The 21,040-nt window shown below is 60.9% G+C and carries 16 protein-coding genes; 8 read left to right on the top strand and 8 right to left on the bottom strand.

Features of this window, described 5'->3' with window-relative positions; all coding sequences use genetic code 11:
* The first annotated feature begins 18 nt into the window (after window positions 1-18).
* The 7 genes from F2Q65_RS01165 to wecB all read left to right on the top strand — a co-directional run bounded on the left by F2Q65_RS01165 (window position 19) and on the right by wecB (window position 9,641).
* A complete protein-coding gene (locus F2Q65_RS01165) occupies window positions 19-669 on the top strand; it encodes a DUF4194 domain-containing protein (protein ID WP_150089549.1) in 651 nt (216 codons plus the stop codon).
* A complete protein-coding gene (locus F2Q65_RS01160; RefSeq protein WP_150089548.1) occupies window positions 662-4,054 on the top strand; it encodes an ATP-binding protein in 3,393 nt (1,130 codons plus the stop codon). The genes F2Q65_RS01165 and F2Q65_RS01160 overlap by 8 nt, the downstream gene beginning before the upstream one ends.
* Window positions 4,051-5,238 (top strand): DUF3322 domain-containing protein, encoded by a 1,188-nt coding sequence (locus tag F2Q65_RS01155; RefSeq protein WP_150089546.1) that lies wholly within the window; start codon window positions 4,051-4,053, stop codon window positions 5,236-5,238. The genes F2Q65_RS01160 and F2Q65_RS01155 overlap by 4 nt, the downstream gene beginning before the upstream one ends.
* Window positions 5,239-5,502: 264 nt before the next feature.
* Window positions 5,503-6,744 (top strand): ABC transporter substrate-binding protein, encoded by a 1,242-nt coding sequence (locus tag F2Q65_RS01150; protein ID WP_150089544.1) that lies wholly within the window; start codon window positions 5,503-5,505, stop codon window positions 6,742-6,744.
* Window position 6,745: 1 nt separating this feature from the next.
* Complete coding sequence (locus F2Q65_RS01145) at window positions 6,746-8,302, top strand: GGDEF domain-containing protein (RefSeq protein WP_150089542.1); 1,557 nt, start codon at window positions 6,746-6,748, stop codon at window positions 8,300-8,302.
* Window positions 8,299-8,511 carry a hypothetical protein gene (locus F2Q65_RS01140; protein ID WP_150089540.1) on the top strand — a complete coding sequence of 71 codons (213 nt, stop codon included), beginning with the start codon at window positions 8,299-8,301 and terminating at the stop codon, window positions 8,509-8,511. Before F2Q65_RS01145 ends, F2Q65_RS01140 begins: the two co-directional genes overlap by 4 nt.
* On the top strand, window positions 8,508-9,641 hold the full coding sequence (wecB, locus tag F2Q65_RS01135) for a non-hydrolyzing UDP-N-acetylglucosamine 2-epimerase (RefSeq protein ID WP_150089538.1): 1,134 nt from the start codon (window positions 8,508-8,510) through the stop codon (window positions 9,639-9,641). Before F2Q65_RS01140 ends, wecB begins: the two co-directional genes overlap by 4 nt.
* A 51-nt stretch (window positions 9,642-9,692) precedes the next feature.
* Here the strand turns inward: wecB and F2Q65_RS01130 are convergent, their stop codons facing one another.
* The 7 genes from F2Q65_RS01130 to F2Q65_RS01100 form a co-directional block, all read right to left on the bottom strand.
* Window positions 9,693-11,150: a hypothetical protein gene (locus F2Q65_RS01130; protein ID WP_150089536.1), complete on the bottom strand. Its 1,458-nt coding sequence runs from the start codon at window positions 11,148-11,150 to the stop codon at window positions 9,693-9,695.
* Entirely contained in the window at window positions 11,147-12,316 is a 1,170-nt protein-coding gene (locus tag F2Q65_RS01125; RefSeq protein WP_150089534.1) for a hypothetical protein, read from the bottom strand. The genes F2Q65_RS01130 and F2Q65_RS01125 overlap by 4 nt, the downstream gene beginning before the upstream one ends.
* Before the next feature lie 65 nt (window positions 12,317-12,381).
* Window positions 12,382-13,518 carry a glycosyltransferase gene (locus F2Q65_RS01120; protein ID WP_246155819.1) on the bottom strand — a complete coding sequence of 379 codons (1,137 nt, stop codon included), beginning with the start codon at window positions 13,516-13,518 and terminating at the stop codon, window positions 12,382-12,384.
* A 47-nt stretch (window positions 13,519-13,565) separates the two neighbouring features.
* Window positions 13,566-13,961: a DUF2304 domain-containing protein gene (locus F2Q65_RS01115; RefSeq protein ID WP_150089532.1), complete on the bottom strand. Its 396-nt coding sequence runs from the start codon at window positions 13,959-13,961 to the stop codon at window positions 13,566-13,568.
* Between the two features lie 19 nt (window positions 13,962-13,980).
* Complete coding sequence (locus tag F2Q65_RS01110) at window positions 13,981-14,685, bottom strand: glycosyltransferase family 2 protein (RefSeq protein ID WP_246155818.1); 705 nt, start codon at window positions 14,683-14,685, stop codon at window positions 13,981-13,983.
* Window positions 14,686-14,806: 121 nt separating this feature from the next.
* A complete protein-coding gene (locus tag F2Q65_RS01105) occupies window positions 14,807-15,892 on the bottom strand; it encodes a glycosyltransferase family 4 protein (protein ID WP_150089530.1) in 1,086 nt (361 codons plus the stop codon).
* Window positions 15,893-15,975: 83 nt separating this feature from the next.
* Window positions 15,976-17,304, bottom strand: a complete 1,329-nt coding sequence (locus tag F2Q65_RS01100; RefSeq protein ID WP_150089528.1) for a glycosyltransferase — start codon at window positions 17,302-17,304, stop codon at window positions 15,976-15,978.
* A 525-nt stretch (window positions 17,305-17,829) separates the two neighbouring features.
* On the opposite strand from F2Q65_RS01100, the gene F2Q65_RS01095 reads away from it, so the two are divergent.
* On the top strand, window positions 17,830-18,543 hold the full coding sequence (locus F2Q65_RS01095) for a tail fiber domain-containing protein (RefSeq protein WP_150089526.1): 714 nt from the start codon (window positions 17,830-17,832) through the stop codon (window positions 18,541-18,543).
* 563 nt (window positions 18,544-19,106) lie between these two features.
* Here the strand turns inward: F2Q65_RS01095 and F2Q65_RS01090 are convergent.
* A complete protein-coding gene (locus tag F2Q65_RS01090; RefSeq protein WP_150089524.1) occupies window positions 19,107-20,909 on the bottom strand; it encodes a hypothetical protein in 1,803 nt (600 codons plus the stop codon).
* Window positions 20,910-21,040: the final 131 nt, after the last annotated feature.

Genomic DNA, 21,040 nt, shown 5'->3' with positions numbered 1-21,040 from the left:
CCCGCCAATCAAGCTCGCATGGCTTCGTTCGACGATCCAGGGCAGCTGCCTGACACCCCCGCCGAGGCGAAGGACGACGACCTGTCCACGCTGGCGATCAGCCTGCTCAAGGGCGTTCTCTATCGCGAGGGCGACGAGCGTCTCTGGAACGCGCTGCTGCGCCTGCAGGGCCGGGTGCGTGACTATCTGTCGGTACTGGGCCTTGAGCTCATGCTCGACGAGGCCGAGGGCTATGCCTTCCTGAAGAGCCGGCCCGATGACGAGGCCGGCGAGAAGCGACCGCGCCTGGTCGCGCGTCGGCCGCTGTCGTTTCCGGTCAGCCTGTTGCTCGCGCTGTTGCGCAAGAAACTGGTGGAGTTCGACGCCGCCGGTGCCGACACCCGCCTGGTGCTCACGCGTGACGACATCGCCGAGCTCATGCGCGTGTTCCTGCGCGACAGCAGCAACGAGGCCCGACTCATGGACCAGATCGAGACGCACATCAACAAGGTCGTCGATCTCGGCTTCCTGCGCCGCCTCAAGCCGGCCAGCGGTGCCGCCGCCAGCCCGCCGAGCTACGAGGTCCGGCGCATCCTCAAGGCCTATGTGGACGCCCAATGGCTGACCGAGCTGGACGCCCAACTCGAGGCCTATCGCCGCCACTGCGGTGCGGACACCAGCGATGGCTGAGCCGCGGGCGCTCGAGCTCGATTTCACCGGTGACGATCGCCTCTCGGGCTTTCGCCTGCGCCGGCTCGAGGTGTTCAACTGGGGCACCTTCGACGGCCGTGTCTGGAGCCTTCAGCTCGACGGCAGAAACGGCCTGCTCACGGGCGACATCGGCTCCGGCAAGTCGACGCTGGTGGACGCCATCACGACGCTGCTGGTGCCGGCCCAGCGCGTCGCCTACAACAAGGCCGCCGGCGCCGATGCGCGCGAGCGCACCTTGCGCTCCTATGTGCTCGGACACTACAAGTCCGAGCGCAACGAGGTCACGGGTGCGGCCAGGCCCGTGAGCCTGCGCGACCACAACAGCTACTCGGTGATCCTCGGCGTCTTCCACAACGCGGGCTACGACCAGACCGTCTCGCTGGCGCAGGTGTTCTGGATGAAAGACCCCCAGGGCCAGCCCGCGCGCTGTTATGTCGCCGCCGAGCGCGACCTCGGCATCGCCAGCGACTTCGCCGGGTTCGGCTCGGACATCGCCCAACTGCGCAAGAAGCTGCGCGGGCTCGGTGCCACCCTGGAAGACAGCTTCCCGAAATACGGCGCCTGGTTCCGCCGCCGCTTCGGCATCGACAACGAGCAGGCCCTGGAGCTTTTTCATCAGACCGTGTCCATGAAATCGGTGGGCAACCTCACCGACTTCGTGCGCAGCCACATGCTCGAGCCCTTCGACATCGGCCCGCGCATTCAGGCCCTGATCAGCCACTTCGAGGATCTCAGCCGCGCCCATGAGGCCGTGCTCAAGGCCAAGCGACAGGTCGAGATGCTCACGCCGCTGGTGGCCGACTGGGAGCGCCACGGCCGGCTCACGCAAGAGACGGACGCGCTCAAGGCCTGTCGCGACGGCCTGCGGAGCCATTTTGCCGGGCTCAGGCTGGTGCTGATCGACGAGCGCCTCGCGCGCCTGGGCGAGGACTGGACGCGGCTGGACACGCGCATCCAGCGGCTGCAGACACGCCGCGACGACGCCCGTCTGCAGGTGGATGAGCTCAAGCGCGCCGTGGCCGAGAACGGCGGCGACCGCCTGGAGCGCCTGGCCGCCGAGATCCGCCAGAAGGAGGCCCTGCGCGAGGCCCGCAAGACCAAGGCCCAGCGCTATGCGGACCTGGTGGCCAGCCTCGACGAGACGCCCGCCGCGGACGAGTCGGCCTTCCTGGCCCAGCGCGGCCGTCTGCAGACCCAGCGCGAGGCGCTGCACGCGCGCGAGGCGGACCTGCAGAATGCACTGACCGAGCTCGGCGTCAGCCTGCGTCAGGGCCGCCAGGAGCAGGATGCCCTGCAGGCCGAGATCGACAGCCTGAAGCGCCGGCGCAGCAACATCGACGACCGTCAGATCCAGATCCGCGCCGCCCTGTGCGCGGCCCTCGGCATGGACGAGGACGCCATGCCCTTCGCCGGCGAGCTGCTGCAGGTGCGCGACGAAGAGCGCGACTGGGAGGGCGCCGCGGAGCGCCTGCTGCGCGGCTTCGGCCTGTCGCTGCTGGTGCCGGACGAGGCCTATGCGGCCGTGGCCGGTTGGGTCGACGGCAATCAGCTGCGCGGCCGGCTGGTGTATTTTCATGTATGCCCGCGTCGCCGCGGCGACCTGCCCGAGCTGCATCCCGACTCCCTGGTGCGCAAGCTGGCCATCAAGCCGGACTCCGCCTTCTACGACTGGCTCGAGCGCGAGCTTGCGCATCGCTTCAATGTCGCCTGCTGCCTGACGCAGGAGCAGTTCCGGCGCGAGACCCGCGCCATCACGCGCGCCGGCCAGATCAAGGACCCCAGCGGCCGGCATGAGAAGGACGACCGTCATCGCATCGACGACCGTAGTCGCTACGTGCTCGGCTGGACCAACGAGGCCAAGATCGCCGCGCTGGAGGGGCAGCGCCGTCAGATCGAGGCCCGCGTTGCCGCGCTGGCCGAGCAGACCGCGGCCCTCATGGCCGAGCGCCGCGCTCTGGCCGCTCGTCTGGAGGGCCTGGCTCGGCTGCAGGAGTTTACCGACTTCGAGGAGCTCGACTGGGCCAGCGTCGCCACCGAGATCGCCGCCCTGATTGACGAGCGCCAGCGCCTGGAATCGGCCTCGGACCTGTTGCAACAGCTCACTCGGCGTCTGGTCGAGGCCCAGCAGGCCCAGGCCGACGTCGAGGCCGATCTGGAGCAGGTGCGCGCCAAGCGGGCCAAGGTCGAGCAGCGGCGCGAGGACCTGGAGACCCTGCGCGCGCAGACGCGGGAGATTCTGGAACAGGGGGCAGGGGAGCAGGGGGCAGGCGAGGGCACGATTGATGGACTGGCGGAGCGCATCGAGCAGCTGCGCGCCGAGGCCCTCGGCGAGCACACGCTGACGGTGGAGAACTGCGACCGCCGCGAGCAGGACCTGCGTGGCTGGCTGCAGACCCGTATCGATTCCGAGAATCGCAAGCTCGGCGATCTGCAGTCGCGCATCGTCAAGGCCATGGTGCGCTACAAGGACGACTTCAAGCTCGAGACCCAGGAACTCGATGCCAGTCTCGAGGCCGGTTTCGAGTACGCCGCTCAGCTCGAGCAGCTGCGCCGAGACGACCTGCCGCGCTTCGAGACCCGCTTCAAGGAACTGCTCAACGTCAACACCATCAACGAGATCGCCAACTTCAACGCCCAGCTCGCGCGCGAGCGCGAGACCATCAAGGAGCGCATCGGCCGCATCAACGAGTCGCTGACCCAGATCGACTACAACCCCGGGCGCTTCATCGTGCTGGAGTCCCAGCCGACGCCGGACGCCGACATCCGTCAGTTCCAGGCAGACCTGCGTGCCTGCACCGAGGGCGCACTGAGCGGCGAGCAGGACAGCCAGTACTCGGAGGCCAAGTTCCTGCAGGTCAGGGCCATCATCGAGCGCTTCCGTGGTCGCGAGGGCACCGCCGAGCTCGACCGGCGCTGGACCACCAAGGTCACCGACGTGCGCAACTGGTTCCTGTTCGCCGCCAGCGAGCGCTGGCGCGCCGATGGCAGCGAGCACGAGCACTATTCCGACTCCGGCGGCAAGTCCGGCGGCCAGAAGGAGAAGCTCGCCTACACCATCCTAGCGGCCAGCCTGGCCTATCAGTTCGGCCTGGAATGGGGCGAGGTGCGCTCGCGCAGCTTCCGCTTCGTGGTCATCGACGAGGCCTTCGGTCGCGGCTCGGACGAGTCGGCGCACTATGGGTTGCGCCTGTTCCAGCAGCTCAATCTGCAGCTGCTCATCGTCACGCCACTGCAGAAGATCCACATCATCGAGCCCTTCGTCTCCAGCGTCGGTTTCGTGCACAACGAGGGCGGCCGCGACTCGCGCCTGCGCACCCTCAGCATCGAGGAATACCGCGCCGAGAAGGCCCAGCGCGACGCATGAGCTGGACCGACCTGGCCGACGTCAAGGCCCAGTTAAGCCGGCGCTGGCAGCGCGGCGAGCTGCTGCGGCCGCTGGTCACGGCTGAGCATGCCTTCCCGTTGCGCCTGCGTCTCAAGGCGCCGACGGCATCCGAGCTCAGCGAGCGCTTCGAGGACGTCCGCGCCTGGGTCGCGGCCCTGGCCGCGCTGCCGCAGCTACGCCTCGACTGGCGCGAGCTCAGGCATCGCGTCCTGGGCCAGCAGCGGCTGCCGCAGGCCATCTGGGTCGACAGCCTGGATGACGCCGTCGCGCTCATCGGCCGGCGCGCCGAGACCCGCCGCTTCGAGGCGCTGGTCGCCCTGACCCGCGCGCAACGGCCGCAATTGCTGGGCTGGCTCGGCAAGCGGCCGTTACAGGCCCTGGAGCTGGCGGACGACTGGGAGCGGCTGCTCGGCGTCGTCGACTGGGTGGTCCGCCATCCGCGCCCAGGGTGCTATCTGCGTCAGGTGGATATCCCGGGCGTGCACAGCAAGTTCATTGAGGCCCACCGCGCGGTGCTGGCCGAGCTGCTGGATCTCTGTCTGCCGCCAACGGCCATCGTTGCCGAGCAGACCGGCATCGGCCGCTTTGCGGCCCGCTATGGCTTTCGCGACAAGCCCGTCCGCATCCGCTTTCGCCTGCTCGATACGCGGATTCAGCTGTTGCCCGGCGTGACCTCAGCGGACATCACCCTCGACGCCGAGTGCTTCGCCGGGCTTAAGACTCCCATCCGGCGCGCCTTCATCACCGAGAACGAGATCAACTTCCTCGCCTTTCCGCCGCTGCCCGAGGCCATGGTCATCTTCGGCGCCGGCTATGGCTGGGATGCGCTCGCGCAGGCCCGTTGGCTCCAGCGGTGCGAGCTGCACTATTGGGGCGACATCGACACCCACGGTTTCGCCATCCTGGATCAGCTGCGCGGCCAGTTCCCGTCCGCGGCCTCCTTCCTCATGGACCGCGCCACCCTCATGGCCCACGCGCCCCTCTGGGGCGAAGAGCCAGAGCCCGTGCTGCGCGATCTGCCCCGTCTCACCGAGGCCGAGCGCAGCCTCTTCGACACCCTGCGCGACAACCGCATCCGCAAAGGCCTGCGCCTCGAGCAGGAGCGCATCGGTTTCCGCTGGGTGGAGGCGGCGCTGGCCCGGCTGGACCACCAGCCCGCCTGATCGTTGGTCTGCCGCTCAGGGTGGACTTCCGCGCCGTTGCCGGTGGGCTGGGTTGAGACCGAATGCGCGCACCGCTCAACGGCAGCACCCTGCGCTGCCTGGTGCCTCGCCAATCCTGTACTATCCGCGGTATGGATCTGAGCCCTCTGAGTAGGCCGCGCCTTCCTGTTTCAACATCGCTCATAGAAGGTTTTTAGGCGGGACGCCAAGGAAATCAGCGTCTCCTGAGCTGGCGCAACCCGGTGAGTCAAGCGAGAACGAAAGATGTGCATCAACGTCAATAACTGTCGTGCCTGTCTGCTGCTGTTGCTGTTCGGTCTCTTTCCCTGGCTGGCGTTGGCGGAACCGACAGCAGCACCGGCAACAGCAGCAGAACCGGCATCGACACCGGCACCGGCACCGGTTCTTGTGGGTCTGGATGCCGCTTTCGGCCACAAGGTCAGTACCTCCGAGCGGGCGATTCAGCAGGGTCTCGAGATCGCCATTGCCGAGATCAATGCCAGCGGCGGGGTGCTGGGCGGCCGGCCACTGGAGCTGGTGACGACGGACAACCGGTCGTTGCCCGCGCGCGCCGTGGATAACGTTCGCGAGCTGGCCGCAATGCCGGACCTGGTTGCCGTGTTCGGTGGCAAGTTCAGTCCGACCTATGTCGAACTGCTGCCTGTGGTGCACGAGCTCGGCCTGCCTCTGCTCGATCCCTGGGGTGCCGCGGACACGGTCATCAATCACAGTTTCCAGCCCAGCTACACCTTCAGGCTGTCACTGAAGGACTCCTGGGCCGCGCCGGTCATGTTGCGTCATGCGCTCGAGGTCCACGGCGCGCGTCGGCTCGGAGTGCTTCTTCCAAACACGGCCTGGGGCCGCAGCAACGAGACGGCGATCGCGCGCGCGGCCGGCGCCCTGGGGCAGGCGGTGGTCGCAAAGGTCTGGTACAACTGGGGCGATACCTCGTTGCGCAAGGCCTACGATGAGCTTCTGGACTCCGGCGCCGAGGTGGTGATACTGGTGGCCAATGCGGCCGAGGGGTCCATTCTGGTGCGCGAGATGGCGGAGCGGCCCGTTGCGGAGCGACTGCCCATCGTCAGCCACTGGGGCATCACCGGCGGCGCCATGGTCGAGCTGTGCGGTCCGGCGCTGGACGCGGTGGATCTGAGCGTGGTTCAGACCTTCAGCTTCTTCGGGCGCGAGCAGGAACCGGCGGCGCAGCGGGTGCTGGCCGCACTCCGGGACGACTACGGGATCGCGGGTCCGGTCGACCTCAAGGCCCCGGTCGGGGTGGCGCACGCCTACGATCTGATGCATCTGCTGGCGACGGCCATCGATCTTGCGGGCGGCACGGATCGGGCCACGATCCGGGATGTGCTGGAAAATCTCGGTCCCTACGACGGACTGATCAAGCATTACCCGCACCCGTTCACTGCCGAGCGTCACGAGGCGCTGGATGCGGGCGATGTGTTCATGGCCCGCTATGGTGAGGCCGGCCAGATCCTGCCCATCGGGCACTAGCGTGATACCGCAGTCGCCCAAGGTCGCGGTTCGGCTGCACCACAAGGTCCGGCGTCTGGCCTTTCTGGTGGCCGCCCTGATCACCAGCGCCCTCGCCATGCTGGAACTGGCGACGCTGGTCTACGAGATGCCGCGCGACGCGCGCTCCGCCAATGCCACCGCAGCGCGGATTCTGGGCTCCTACCTGTCGGTGTCCATCAACGATCGCGTGGATGACCTGGCACGCCTGGCGGAGACTGCGCTGGTCTCGACCGCGCTGAGCGATTCGCGCGGAAGAGACGCCTATCTCAAGCCGTTTTTCGACCAGCAGAATGCAGCCTTCCAGCACTATCAACTGAGCCTGCTGGACTACCGGGGTCGCCATGTGGCCGGTGCCGATTTCAGCGAAATCGAGGGCGGCGATGCGGCCAGGGCGCTGGCCACCGAGACCCTAGAGAGCGGCCGTCCGACGGCCAGCGCGCTGCCTGCACCGGATGAGCGTCTGCTGGTGGCGATACCGGTCTTCTTCCGCTACGCGGACGGACCAATCGGCATCCTGCTCGGGAACATCGACATCGGCAGTCTGCTTGCGGCGCAACCGCTGGACGATCTCGATGACCATTCGGTGCGCGTCCTTGACGGGGCCAGGTCCGGCGTCGTGCTGTCCGCGGATGCCAGCGCCGAGCCGGGCTATGCGCCGGCAACCTTCGACATGCGCCATCCCGGGTTACCGGACCTCTATCACCTGACATTCGAGATCGCCAATACCTCCAACCCCTGGCTGGCGCCCCTGGTCATGCGCCTGCTTGCCTGGACCCCCGTGCTGGTTTTCTTCATCTGGCTGGCCTGGTGGCTGGCGGGTCTGATGGCGCGGCGTTTCAGTCTGCGCATCGAGGCACTGGCGGCGGTGCTGAACAAGCCCGCTCCGACGCGCGCCGCCGATATCCCGGAGGATACAACCGGGGATGAGATCGCGTTGCTCAGTGAATGCCTGCGCGACTCGCTGATGGAAGGGGAGCGGGCCAATGCCGAACTCGAGCGCCTGGCGCACTTCGATGCCCTGACCGGCCTGATGAACCGTACCTATTTCGAGCGCGATCTGGCGCAGGCACTGGATCGTGCCAAGCGTCACGGCTACCGGCTGGCGCTGCTGTTCATCGATCTGGACCGGTTCAAGGCGGTGAACGACACGGCCGGCCACGCGGCCGGTGACCGGGTACTTGAGCTGGTCGGTGCGCGGTTGAGACGTCGGGTGCGCGCCTCGGATCTGGTCAGCCGGCTTGGGGGTGACGAGTTCACGGTGTTGCTGGAGCCCTGTGAGTCGCCAGCCCTGGCTGAGCAGGTGGGGCGGTCTCTGGTGAAGGCCATCAGCCAGCCCTGTGACCTGCCCGGCTATCTGCCCGGAGCCGGGAAGGTCGCCGGGCAGGTCGCCGGGCAGGTCACCGTCGGCGCCAGCGTCGGCATCGCCTATTACCCTGAAGACGGCGACACCGTCGAGAAACTGATGGGCTGTGCCGATCGGGCCATGTACCAGGTGAAGGATCGCGGCGGAAGCGCGGGACGGCCAACCGACCCATGAATGCCCGCGCCATCCCCCGAGAACCCGCCGTGCTGCTGCGCCCGATGCAGCAAGCCGACCTGCCGGCGGTGCTGGCGGTGGAGCAGGCGGCCTACAGCGCGCCCTGGGGTGAGGGTATCTTTCGCGACTGCCTGTGGGTGCGCGACAATGCAGTGGCCATAGCGCGCACTTTGCTCGCTTCTACGATATTTTTATCAATTTGTGTATGAGGATTCTTACTGTCATTGGCACGCGACCTGAGGCCATCAAGATGGCTCCGGTGGTTGCCGTCCTGAGAAGCGTCCCGGAGTGCGACGCGCGATTGTGCGTTACCGCGCAACACCGGCAGATGCTTGATCAGGTGCTTGATCTCTTCGCATTGCAGCCCGATCACGACCTTGACATTATGCAACCGGGGCAGGATCTCACCGACATCACTAGCAACATCCTGCTTGGCCTACGCGATGTCCTGCACGCTGAGCGCTACGATTTGTTGCTGGTTCATGGGGATACCACCACGACAATGGCAGCTGCATTAGCAGCCTTTTACGAGAAAGTACCCGTTGCCCATGTCGAAGCTGGTCTCCGTACCGGGAACATCTATGCGCCATGGCCGGAGGAGATGAATCGCAGCTTGGTCGGCCGTATCGCCGCGCTCCATTTTGCGCCTACGTTACGTGCGCGTGGCGCGCTTTTGCGTGAGGGAATTGCCGATTCAAGTATCCATGTCACCGGCAACACGGTCATCGACGCGCTGCAACAGATTACTCAGAGACTCGAAGCAGATGTCACGCTGCAAAAGCGCCTGGATAGGCAGTTTGATTTTGTGGATGTAAGTAAGCGTCTCATTTTGGTTACTGGCCATCGGCGCGAAAATTTCGGCGACGGATTCGAGCGTATCTGCCTGGCACTTAAGCGCTTGAGCCAGCGCGGTGATGTGCAGATTGTTTATCCTGCTCACCCCAATCCTTCGGTTCAAGAGCCTGTGCGTCGTTTGCTTCGGGGCGTGCCAAACATTGAACTTATCGAGCCTCAGGACTATTTGCCATTTGTGTATCTAATGTCGAAGGCCTACTTGATAATCACCGATTCTGGTGGCGTGCAGGAAGAGGCTCCAGCGCTCGGTAAACCGGTGTTGGTGATGCGCAGGCGAACCGAGCGGCCGGAGGCCGTTGAAGCCGGCACGGTCCGCCTGGTTGGCACGGATGTTGAGATAATTCTCGCCGAATCCAACCGGCTACTCGACGACACGGATGCTTATCAATTGATGGCCCGCGCACATAATCCATATGGCGATGGCCAAGCCGCTGGGCGCATACTACAAGCAATCCAGGCGTTCCGAATATCTCGATGCAGTTAAACCAATTCCCCGCCTTAGCTGCCCGAGTGCTTGCTTCAGGCATCGGAAAGGTCAACTGCAGGTGGGGCGATCCGAGATCAACGCAGACCAGACCGTCAGTATCCAGAAGAGTAGTGCAGGCGCAAAGTGCAGCAAGATGCGGTTGATGCTGGCGCCACTGTCCGCCCATTGGGAGGCATCGGTCCAGAAAAACAATACATAGATTGCGAGCAGGGATAATGTGGTCCACATGAGCCCGGCTCGTAGCACCTGATCACCGAGTCCGCGCACAATGAGAACAGCGGCAACCAGCCAAGAAACGGGGATGAGAAACGGCAGTAGATGCCAGTTATTACGTATGAACAGGTGCTCGATCACGGGCTCCCATGAACCGCCCAGTTGAAGCGAAAATACCCCCACCCATGATAATTCTAGTCGATCCGGGCCGATGATGACGTTCCCTAGCATCGGCACTTCAACATCGATGCCCCCGGCGATCCAGACGAGCAGGCCGCCCGTGCCCACCGCAGTCAGGACAAGCAGTAACCAATTACGGCTGAGGCGAGCCGCCAGAACTGTCGGCAAGAACAGCAGCATCCAGATCATCCCTTCGCGCTTGATCAGTGCGCAGGCCAAAGCCAGCAGGAGGGCCAGCAGCGCCTGTCGCCAATCGCCGTCGCGCACCCAGTGCATCAAGGCGAAGAAGGAAAGCCCCAGGGCGGTTGCGAGCCACAGGTCCGCATAGCCGGCCAGAGCAATGTGCGTGTTCAGCATGGGTAGCGACAGAAGCAACCAGGTGAACACCAGCGATGTTAGTGCTGTCGCTCCCCAAAGCCGTGTCTGGCCATAAAAACCTAATGCCAATGCCAGTGCACAGCCGATCCAGGGTAGATTGACCGCCGTCTCGTTCCAGCTCCCGAAGGCCAGTGTCGGCCATGCGGCGATGAGTGAAACCGTGGGTGGATAGCGCCAAGCCCGGATGCTGTGGGTCTCCCCCGTGGGGTCATCCAGCCAGGTGTCCGGTCCAACGAACGGCACCAAGTCCTGGGCGTGGGCCCAGATCTGGGCGCGGACCGCCCATGTGGTCCAGGCATCCCATGGATAGAGGGGTAGCCACCAGACCTCCAGAGACAGGTTCAGCAGGCGGATGCAGACCAACAGCAGCAGGAGTGCAACAAGCAGCCGTTGCAAGGGCATCGGCCGACGTGATGCATGTGCATGGCAAGAACGCATGGTCGTCACAGTCCACCCGAGCCGGTACAGCCCCAGGGCAGCCATGGTCAGGATACCGGCAGTTAGTATAGGAGGCCAAAAAGTCAGCCCCAGAACCGGATCCATGCTTGAACCAAGCGCTGCCTGCAGCCTGAGCTGGAGCGTTGTGCCAAGCAGCCCCAGAACATACCCATACCCAATCAGCAGGGGCCAGCGACCGGGGGCTGGCTGTGGAAAGAGCAGGCGCAGCCAAAGCACCGCGGCCACGCAGGGCAGAGTCAGCGCGGCAACGACGCTGATCAAGCCTGCTGACATCATTCAACCCTCATTCTGTATAGGACGGCTATCCCGGGAATCGCCATCAAGGGCTCTACCGGCAGCCGGCGCACGCCGTTTACCAGCTGCCGTGTCGCGGGGTTATATTGAATATCCGCCGGCGGCTGGATCAGGAGTAGATAATCGTCCGCTTGAACTTGGTCCGGATCCGGCAGGTGCATCATCCCTGGATTCGTGTTCAACGGCAGCAAACGATAGCGCGTTCGCAGTGAGAGGAAGCCATCCGGGTCTGCGGTGACCATGATTATTCGATTCAGATTTGGTGACAGGTACTTTCGAACCTCTGTCACCAGTTTGGCGATAGAGCCATCCGTATCGTTGATCGGGTTACGCGCTCCGGGCAGTGTGTCGCTGTGGCGTTCGAAGGTTTCTTGCAACCTTTTATACAACTGCCATTGCCACTGGGCATCCAGCACCAGCCATGCCACCATCAACAAGGCTGCCGACCCGGTCAGGAGACTGCGGCTATCGGCCTTGATGGAAAGCGCCATGAAGAGGCTGCCACTGATCAGAAGCCAAATTGTTGCCTGAATCAGCGGTATGGTCTGCCACTGATTCCCGACGTGTTCGCGAAAGTTGATCGAACGCATGCTCCAGGGTTCGCGATAGGTCCAGGATCGAAGCAAAACCCGCAAACTGTAGGCGATGGTACGCGGCTTTTGCATCAGCAACACTTGCGCTAACGTTAAGGGCTGCGAAATCTCTCCTTGTACTGTCAAGCCGAGTAGTTCAATCCGTCCGGCCCAGGTGGCTTCGGTGGTCAGGTTTACCACGCCCTCCTGTTTCTGCGAATCCGTGAGCACATGGGCCTGCAACTGCAGTGGCGCCATACTGGACACCCAAAAGATCTGCAGGTCCTGGTCGCTGGTCAATCCCTTCAGGTGCCAACTGAGCGTGCCAAAGCCCTCAGCCTCAATCGCGGGCAGTTGCACGAGCACCACTGACGTTTCGTTCTGACCGGCCCGTTCAATCATCAGCCCGTCACTGTTCACCCGGCCCTGTCCCAGCCGTAATTCCATCTGATCCGGTGCGATCAGCACTGGCCAGGATGGCAGTTTCGTCCTGTTAAGCTGAACGGTAACAAGCCCGACAAGGGTAAGCAATAAACCAATTACGGCCGCCAACACCGCGCGCACGACTGGTAGCATGCAACTGTACCGATGTGGGTCGACCGGTGCAGACAGCGGGGGCATGTAGCCATCAGATGCATCAATCATGTGCCTTGAAGGTTTTGTGGATGGGTACGCAAAACGGTTTCATAGATGTCGGCGACGCGTTCGGCAATGGCATCGATCCCGAAAGATGTTTCCAACGCCTCCTGACCTTGTCTGCCCAGCGCCACTCGTCGAGCGGGATTTTCTCCAAGTTGGCGCAAGGCAGATGCAACAGAAGAGGCATCACCTGGGTTCGTCAGCAGGCCATTGCCGCCTTGGCGAACCACCCAACCTGTGCCGGATCCCGGAATATCGCTGACCACCAGTGGCTTGGCGAAGTGCATGGCCTCGAGCAGGACGAGTCCGAAGGCCTCCGTGCGTTCAATGGAGGGAAGGCAGAAGACGTCGCAGGACGCGAGAAGTGCCGCCAGTGCCGCGGGCGTGGCATCCCCCCATAGGGTCACCTTATCCTGCAGGCCGTATTTGCGAATCAGGGCGTTCAGCCTGGATGCCTGGTCCCCTGTGCCGACGATAATGGCCCGTGCATCAGGCAGCATGCCCATGGCCTGGATTAATATATCGTGGCCCTTGTAGTAGGTCAGTCTGCCTATGGACAGCACCCGCAGTCCGGTTCGACCCCAAAGCCGTTCTGCATCTGTCGTCTCCCGTGCACCAGGGGCTTTAAGGCGACTGGCATCTAGCCCCAGTGGGATCGTGGTGCAGCGCTGGCGCCACGGTCGTAGAGCATCGCTGCTCTGCAGGTAGGGTGGCGATGTGGCGATGACAGCCGCGCTGGTAGCCAGCAGCCGTTGTTCCAACGGACGATAGAAATGGTAGGCGAACGCCAGCCGTCGGTCCACCCGCGACCTAACCACATCGGCATGCCAATGCACGACCCAGGGTAGCGCCTGGGCGCGTCGAGACAACAGCGCCGTGAACACAGACACATTCGGCAAATGTAGATGCAGCACGTCCGGACGAAATTCCAGAATGCAGCGATTCAGCCACCGGAGATACGCTGGACTGATCGGGACGTAGAAGAACCGCCCTAGCGTGGGAACGTGGTAGACGGTGGGCCCCACGTCATTCGGAGAAGCGCCGGCGGTTGATGCAACGCCGACCTCATGGACCAAAGCGCCGGTGGCGATCCCTTGCCGCTCGAGCGCGCTCAGCAGATCTGCCAGGAAATACTCCACGCCTCCGGGTACCGGCGGATAGTACTTTCCCAGGTGGAGAACCCTCATCAATGGCAATCAGACTTGTGCCTTGCGGAGTCTTGCCCCCTTGTCGTCCCCATCGAAGCCATCGCTTGGTTCAGGTCTGCCTCGATGATGGATAACTGCTGAGCAAGTCGGCGGATCTTACGCTCTTGTCGTGAGCGCTCAATATCCAATGTCAAAATTTTCAGTAGTATGAGAGCAAATGCGAGGACAAGCGCGAGGATTGGTGGATAGCTGACGCCGAGATGGTGTGCAATCAGATCGAAGACGCTGGGCCAAAAGCCAACGACGACGACAGTGACCGCAACAGCGATCCACCAGAGAGCAAAAGGACCATGCAGATGATCGCGCCTGATCAGCCACAAGATACCCAAGCCCAGGAACAGGCCGAGGAGGAGAGAGGTCAACTGGTAAGTCATTGAGGAAACGAAACGGATTTTAGACGCTCTTGCCGTGTGGCCGTGACTGTGCGGAACGACTTGTACCGCGCCCGGCGTAGGCTAGGCACAGTACGCTCGTTTGCAGCATATACCGAGTGACCGCCCACCAGGAGTGGAAGATGCGAGAGTGGCCGTGCCGCCGGTCGCGCATGCGGACGGGAACCTCAACAACGCGAAAGCCATGGCGCTTAAGATCAAGGAGCACTCCAACGTCCTGATAGTCAAACAAGGTTGCGTAAGGTTGGGCCAACTTGGCGATGGCCCGCCGGTTGTAGGCCCTGAAGCCCGAGGTCAGGTCCTCGACCGCCAATCCGCCGATCCCCTGAAAGAAGCGCCGCGCCAGTTGCCGAGAAGCACTGGCCCGTTCCGGATAGGCGCCAATTGCAACATCTGCGGTGCCGGACAGGACCGGGCTCAAGACCGGGCCAACGTCAGCAGGCATGTGCTGGCCATCTGCGTCGAGGGTCACTACAACCTGCCAGTCCTGCCGCAATGCGTAGCGCAGGCCAGCCTGCGTTGCCCCCCAGGCGCCAAGCCGGAAGGGCAGTCGAAGCACCGTCGCGCCGATTGCTTCGGCGCGTACCGCCGTGTCGTCCGTGCTGGCATCGTCGACAACCAGCGTCGGCCCATTCACATGGTGACGTACCTCCGCAACCACGTTAGCGATGCTGGCTGCCTCGTTGAAGGCGGGGATGACGACCACGAGGGGTTTCCAATTAGATGCCCAAAAACTAGACCGTAGGGTACCACGACGCATCGTCAGCCACGTGCCGCAATTGTTGGCAAGATGACACATATTGTCCGCCTGGCGACAACGATCCGGATCAAGGGTGCCTTATCTTGTCTGCATTGAGCTTCGGTGCCACTGCGAAGATCGCAGCCAAGATTTCGTCCGTTGTGCGTTCCCAGCTGAAGCGATCTCGATACCTTTCGCGGCCGATGCTTAGTCTGAGCAAGTCTTGGTGCTGTAAAATCGCGTCGAGTGCCGATGTCAATGCCGCTATATCGCCTGGCCGGAACAGAAAGCCGTTGACGCCCGGGGACACGATGGCACCAATCCCGCCCACTGCGGAGCCGACGACAGGGCATCCAGCCACGAGGGCCTCCGCCAGCACCATTCCGAAGGATTCTGCAGTCGAAGTACTGGGCAACACCGTTGCGACCGCCGATGCGTACAGGTCACCGAGGCGCCGACGTTGGTGAAGGTAGTCAATATGGCTTACTCCGGGGAAGTGCCTGCGTGGTATTGGCCCAACGGCGGTCAAGCCGAGATCAGGATACTTGCTGCGCAGGCGACTCCACGCTTCGTAGAGCAAACCAAAGCCCTTGCTCTCTACATCGACCTTGCCGACAAACAACAGGTAGGGTTTGCCCTCGGACCGCACGCCACCGGCAATCGCGTCGTCGACGCCTGGAGGTGCGTAATGGAACACAGCCTCTTCCAGGCTCGAAAGCCAGGGGGACGTCTGCCGATAGGCATCACTGGCGACAACGATGCTGCCTGCGCAACGAAGTGTGCCACGGCCGAGCGTGCGATGGTACGCGGTGCCGACGAGGCGTCTCGGCCAGTCCGCGCCGGTGACGTCGCTGTGATAGACCAGACAGACCGGTATCTGAAGCGCCCTGGCGCAGCGCAGGGTGATATCGACCAGCCCGGGAACCGTGAAATGGGCATAAATGATGTCCGGGCGGTACTCACGTAGATGTTGGAGGATATGGGCGCGCCAACTCGGGTGAAAGCCTCCGCTGAAGACCTTCCAGGGCCTGTGCAGCCGCGCCGCCGATCCGGTTTCATCGCCATGCAGCGTTTCGACCTGGAGCCCTCGCAGACACATTCGCGTCACGGTTTCGTGGAAATAGCGCTCTGCCCCGCCGGTTCGCACGTTTCCGTACTGCGAAACGGCGAGCACGCGACTAGCTCGCGCTGCAACGAGCTGCTCTGTTAGCTCCGTTGTCGACGTCTGTGTTGGTTCTGAGGTAGTGGTGAGCGAATTCACAGGCTATTTCGGTCGGAGAAAGCGGCTCCCTCACGCCGGCAAAGTTCGCATAACAACTTGTGCAGCCGGATTGCCTGGGACTGCCAGGAAAACGCCTTCACCCGCTCCACCCCTAGGTCGAAGGCGGCGTCCAGGGTGTCGGTACTCCACTGGTCCTGCAGCTCAACGAGCGCCTGAGCGATGCGTCCGCTCTCGTTCGGCACGGCAATGCCTCGGCGCAAGTGACTGAGCAACCGGGGAACCGGATCGGACGCATTGGTCGCGATGTGGAGCACGGGCCGACCGGCTCCAAGATATTCGTAGATCTTGCCTGGCACCTGATCATCTCCCCGATTGCCAAGATTGATCAGGACATCCGCACGTCGCTGCAGCTCAAGACAGGTGTCGTGCGGCTGCTTTCCGAGCAGTGTCACCCGATTGCCAATTGCACGGAAGGCCGCCGCGAATGGCCCCATATCCCCGACGAGAACCAGGTGCACGTCCTTGAGCGCGGACAGCGCCTGGATGAATGCATCCGGTGCACGAAAGCCAGGATAGAAGGTGCCCGTGAAGAGCACCACGAACCGCCCCTTCGGCCAGTCCTCAGGGAGTTCATAATCGGGCGCAGGGCGCCAGCGCTGATCGAAGCCCTGGCGGATCCAGGTGAAGCGGTTGGGCGGCAGATTATGACGCGCAGCCAAGGTCCTTGCCACCGCCTCCGTCGTCACCAGGAGCCTATCGGCCCGTTGACAGACCTGTCTTTCGAGCCTAACGTCTAGACGCATACGCCATTTTGGTGTGTAGGGCGCAACCAGCGGATCCGCGAGATCGACCAGCCACGGCAAGCCCCAGGCGCGCTGGGCCCGCAAGCCAAGCAGCAGATCGACGCCAGGCTCGTGAGAGCTAATGATCAAGTCGTACCGCCGCTTTGCATGAAGCCGCCGCGCAGCGTGCCATGCAAAAGGCAGCCATTCCGTGCGAACGTCCGGAAAAACCACCTGATCCAGGATGCCGCGCGCCCATCGGTATGCCCGCTCTACGGGCGTCGGCGGTGACGGACCGCTCGGTGAAGCGGCCGCAATCTCCGGGTTCGGTGAGCCCTGGCTACGGAAACGCCTGGCACCAAAACTCGATAGCCCAACAAAGGGGCCAGCAAAGCAACGATGCACCTGCACCGACGCCTCGAGTGTCGGCTCGAATCCCCAGAGGTTGGGTATCGACGGCGATAGCACGTCGAGCTCCGCTCCGAGCCGCGCAAGCTCGTTGCTCAGGTAGTACCAGCGCAGCGCCTGGGCGGCCAGGACCGGCGGAAACTCGTACGCGAACAACAGAATCCGTATGTTCATAACTCAACGATTTAACAGGTGTTTGATGCAACTGATGCCCATCCGAATCAGCGCGCAGACCGGCTTGCGGCTCGCATCCGTGTGTTGCCGAATGAATCCTGATCCGTCTCCCTGAGGAGCGTTGCTAATTGTGAACCATTATGTTAAATCATCACCCACGAAAGATGGATGATCGGCGCTTAGATCGGTGACCCTGAAAAGTTGGATTTGTCACTGGTTGAACATGCTGTGCCCATGCCGACACGATCTAGAACTGGTAGTAGCTCTTGGTTTAGCGCTGTGTCTTGATAATGCCTGCAAAAATTGGTCCCGTCATTGTGGCCTTAACCGAGGGCCTTGATCTTATTGGAGCAGCCAGTGGACGGGTAGAGTGGAACAATCGCGGTGGTCCCACAACTGACCGCTCGGGAACCTGATCGACGTCTTTCTGGGTTTTGTGTGCAGCTCCAGATGGGTTTGCAAACGTTCGCAGATTGCGGGCCCTTTGTGTTTCTTTTGGCCTATCCTTGAGAGGAGAAATGAAAAGTGTTATCGCTTGAAAAAAAGTCAGTGGTCATGGTGTCTTGCGCTTTTACTCTATCCGCATCAATGAGTGTGTCTGTTTGTGCCCAAGACGCCTTGTATATCAACGAACAAGGATCAGTTGGAATCGGTACGGACGCTCCAATCGAGCAGCTCCATATCGTCGGTGGAGCAGACGGTGTGCTCAAAATGCGCTTGGAGCAAAGCGACACGAATGCATGGGCCTACTCCCTCGTTGCAACGAATGGCCCTGGAACGAAATTCAACCTGTTCCGAGTCTCGAAGCAGGGTAGCGGAGGGCCTGAGATCGAGGTGTCCGAACGCTACGATGCTGGTGGCGTTCCCACCTTGGAGGTCTTTGGCAGCGTGAGGGCGACCAACATCATGTTTAGCTCATCCCGTGAGCTGAAGACCGATTTTCAGCCACTGGATACCCACGAGATTCTTCAAAAGGTCGCCGCCCTTCCGATCATGCAATGGCGGTTTAAGAGCGCGCCCCCAGACCAGGTTCATATGGGCCCTATGGCAGAAGATTTCGCTGACACTTTTCAACTCGACGGCCCGAATCACAGCATCTCCGTGGCGGACAGCACGGGAATCACTCTCGCAGCAATCCAAGGTCTCGTCCAAGAATTGGCGAAGCGCGATCAGCGCATTGAGCATCTTCAGCAGCAGATCGATGCGTTAACGACGCGCTTGGACGAGGTCCATCACTAAGCTCGAGTCAGCACTTCAAGCGGCCTTCCTTATGGGTTCGGCCGCTATGGTGCCGAATGTTCGGCTAAAACATGGGTACAGGCTCCCAGTCTTAGCGTGCACATACGCTGCGCAGACCGCCACCAGCGACGCCGTGGGACTCGAGAGACGTTATTGACGCTTCCGGGCTACATAACCTGCTGGCCAAGATTGCTGCGCAGGCTAAGCTCATGGGCCATTGGACCGTTCCTTCCGCGGCTTCGGCCTCTTCACCGCCCCCGATCGGTTGTTCCCCTTCCTCGCCCTTGCTGAGTGGTCGATCTCGGGATTTTGCGCCCGCGACTCCGCCAACAGATGCGCTCGGGCGCACCCCAAGGCGCGCTTACTAGTTGATCAATCGCCTGCGTACCCACGCCATCAACAATCACCGAAGGTCGGCCACGCCTATTAGTACCTCTTCATCAGGCTAGGACTCCGCCTTGTCGTAAGCGATTTCGTCACCAGCGAGTACTTTGTCCAGCCCGGTTTCCTGAAAGAGGCTTTCTGAACTGTTCAGCGGTTTGTCGACGATTTTGCAGGTTGGACTAATTATTTTCAATGGCTGTGCTTTTGATAGGCGTCGTTACCTTTATTATCCCAATGTGGAGGGATCTTGAGGAAAAGTCCAATAATTCTATTGGATAATCGCCGGCGGTTTTAGAGAGATCGTTCGGAATTACAAAAGTGATGTGGTCTCTCGCTATCTGAGGTGCCACCTCGTGAGTGCCTATCCGGACCATTAAGTGCGTCCTTGAATCAATTAGAGACTCGTCTAGCTTTATCCAGATAGGTGTAGGTTCTGCTGTCGCTGTTATTACCCTGGGGCCCCAATTAGACGCTGAAATATGGCTTAATGGACCAAGATTCTCATCAAGGGGGAAAATTCGATAACGCCACTGGAAACCCCAATTCATGATATTCAGGTCTTCAGACGCCAGCAGATTCAAAAGCTCAGCCCTTTTTCCATCCGGCAAAGAACATAACGGGAGGGATACAGGTGGGCATGCTTCCATCGCGGCTGAAGGATTTAGCATGTAGCGACCAATTGTCTTTGCTTGTTCCTCCTGATTACGTGAGATCCACTGGATTGAGTAATAGGCTTGCGCAGTATAGTACGCCTGTAAGGCTACCAGTATCGCGAAGCCCAACCACGAAAACAATGTCGTCACAGTACGCTTAGCTGAACTTTTCTTTGTGAAAGAGAGATCAATAAGCAACGCAAATGGGATGAGTTGATAAATGATAACATACCTTGGCTGATAGAGATAATTGACCCCAAAAGCGTCTACACGGCCGGCAACAATGCCGAGCACCGAAATAGTCGCATAAACTAAAATAAACGTCGTATAAAATTTAATGCAATTCTGATCTTTCCTCATGAAAATGAGGTTCACAAAATACCACACGTAAGCAAGCAAGACTGCGAACGCAACAACCCAGGAGATTATCCTTTCATGGTTATCGTCCAAATGAGCGAAGTGCTGATTGTGCATGATCGAGGCAGAAAAAATAATTCTGATAGACTCGAAGTAAAAGTAGGGATCAAGCCAGTTGACGCTCGACTGCAATTGCACTGCCGGCTTCGGGTTGAGATCAATAAATGAAATATTTGTCCAAACGAAATAAGCGACCACGAAGGGGGCCGACCAGAACAGCCACTGAAATGAGTTCTTCTTAAAATGAGTGTCGCTCCCGACAAAAAAGATTGCGATCGTCGAGAGTAGGCTTGCCCAAACAATGACGGCGGTCGTATCGCCAATGAGAATAAACAGGAGTGCACTGAGCGCCAGAGCGGTATATGCTTTCTGCGCAGTCAAATAACGATATGTCTGCCATGATATCAAAGAAATTAAGAACAGAATGAGAAAGCCAAATGTCACCAAAGGCCACGAGTACAACTCTGTAGAATTTAGGGAGCTAATGACAAGAATCGCACAGACGAAAGCAATGGCTGTGCGCGTATCAACCTTATTTCTTACGTCAATTTGCGTAATGTATAATATTAGCAACGTAATAATCAAAGCAAAAAGGCCGCAGAATCCCACTAAGGCCTCAAGCCGAAAGTCCAACTTAAAAAACTCATAATTTGCCCATAGCGCTAATTTGTTTAGCGGCTGGGCGTGATCAAAAATCCCCCTCTTAGCAAATATGTCGGCGAGCTCAAAACCCTCACGCGCCCAATTACTAATGACGGAGTCAAGAAAGTACCATCCATCACTTCTGATTATTGGGTTAGATGCCTGGCTGATAAAATATAGGGTGTTCAAAAGGCTCAAAGACGCAGCCATTATTGCCAATAGTAACCACCATGCGTGAGGTTCGATATTATATATGGATCGTCTATTCATGATCATCATCTGCCAATAAGGAGTCTATCGAACTCAAATCTCTTGAAGCGCACCAAGCAGAAGGTGCATAGCTTTGATCCTAAACGGAGCAGTCAGCCCCCAGCCCCTAGCGCCATCCAATCAAGCCCTTG

Origin of the sequence: Thiohalocapsa marina, from assembly GCF_008632335.1 — a bacterium.
GTDB classification, from domain to species: Bacteria; Pseudomonadota; Gammaproteobacteria; order Chromatiales; family Chromatiaceae; genus Thiohalocapsa; species Thiohalocapsa marina.
This window is presented reverse-complemented; position numbering and strand designations above follow the sequence as displayed.

Bases quoted from the DNA above. Each gene is read 5' to 3' on its own strand.
- F2Q65_RS01100 (WP_150089528.1), bottom strand. From the start codon at position 17,304: ATGAACATACGGATTCTGTTGTTCGCGTACGAGTTTCCGCCGGTCCTG.
- F2Q65_RS01130 (WP_150089536.1), bottom strand. From the start codon at position 11,150: ATGATGTCAGCAGGCTTGATCAGCGTCGTTGCCGCGCTGACTCTGCCC.
- F2Q65_RS01140 (WP_150089540.1), top strand. From the start codon at position 8,299: ATGAATGCCCGCGCCATCCCCCGAGAACCCGCCGTGCTGCTGCGCCCG.
- F2Q65_RS01160 (WP_150089548.1), top strand. From the start codon at position 662: ATGGCTGAGCCGCGGGCGCTCGAGCTCGATTTCACCGGTGACGATCGC.
- F2Q65_RS01165 (WP_150089549.1), top strand. From the start codon at position 19: ATGGCTTCGTTCGACGATCCAGGGCAGCTGCCTGACACCCCCGCCGAG.
- F2Q65_RS01090 (WP_150089524.1), bottom strand. From the start codon at position 20,909: ATGAATAGACGATCCATATATAATATCGAACCTCACGCATGGTGGTTA.
- F2Q65_RS01150 (WP_150089544.1), top strand. From the start codon at position 5,503: ATGTGCATCAACGTCAATAACTGTCGTGCCTGTCTGCTGCTGTTGCTG.
- wecB (WP_150089538.1), top strand. From the start codon at position 8,508: ATGAGGATTCTTACTGTCATTGGCACGCGACCTGAGGCCATCAAGATG.
- F2Q65_RS01115 (WP_150089532.1), bottom strand. From the start codon at position 13,961: ATGACTTACCAGTTGACCTCTCTCCTCCTCGGCCTGTTCCTGGGCTTG.
- F2Q65_RS01155 (WP_150089546.1), top strand. From the start codon at position 4,051: ATGAGCTGGACCGACCTGGCCGACGTCAAGGCCCAGTTAAGCCGGCGC.
- F2Q65_RS01125 (WP_150089534.1), bottom strand. From the start codon at position 12,316: ATGCTACCAGTCGTGCGCGCGGTGTTGGCGGCCGTAATTGGTTTATTG.